Consider the following 524-nt stretch of genomic DNA (forward strand, 5'->3'; position numbering starts at 1 on the left):
TAATGCAATTGGTATAAGGGCGCGCTCTTTTAATGTCATCGATACAAAAATGCCTCGTATTACTACGAGGCACTTATACTCCACTCTAGAAGAATCTAGAATTTACTGTTTTATCCCTTCATGCTCTGCAGTAACAGCAATCTCTTGCTCAAGAGCTTCTTCTTCAGTTTCTGCATGGCCTTCAGCGCCGTGCATCCAATCAACAAGCTTGTCTGCCATGAAGTACAGGATCACACCTGAAATAGCTGAAGTGATTGCGATACCTGCGAAGATTGCCATTGCGTTAGCAAGTTGCTCCTCTTTTTCGCCGCCATGTCCAATAAACGAACCGACTACGCCACCAACTTTGTTAGCGATAGCAACGAATAGGAACCATGCACCCATCATTAATGATGCGATACGCAATGGAGCCAACTTAGTAACCATCGAAAGACCAATAGGAGATAAACAAAGTTCACCCATGGTATGGAAGAAGTATGCACCTACTAACCACCACATGCTTGATTTAGCATCAGCGTCGCCGC

General features: G+C 44.5%; 1 pseudogene. It reads right to left on the reverse strand.

Annotated elements, in window-relative coordinates:
• Positions 1–102: 102 nt before the first annotated feature.
• A pseudogene (locus tag AB4238_RS02735) lies at positions 103–524 on the reverse strand (dipeptide/tripeptide permease); the annotation flags it as partial.

It is taken from the genome of Shewanella sp. 10N.286.45.A1 (genome assembly GCF_041470405.1).
Lineage (GTDB): Bacteria > Pseudomonadota > Gammaproteobacteria > Enterobacterales > Shewanellaceae > Shewanella.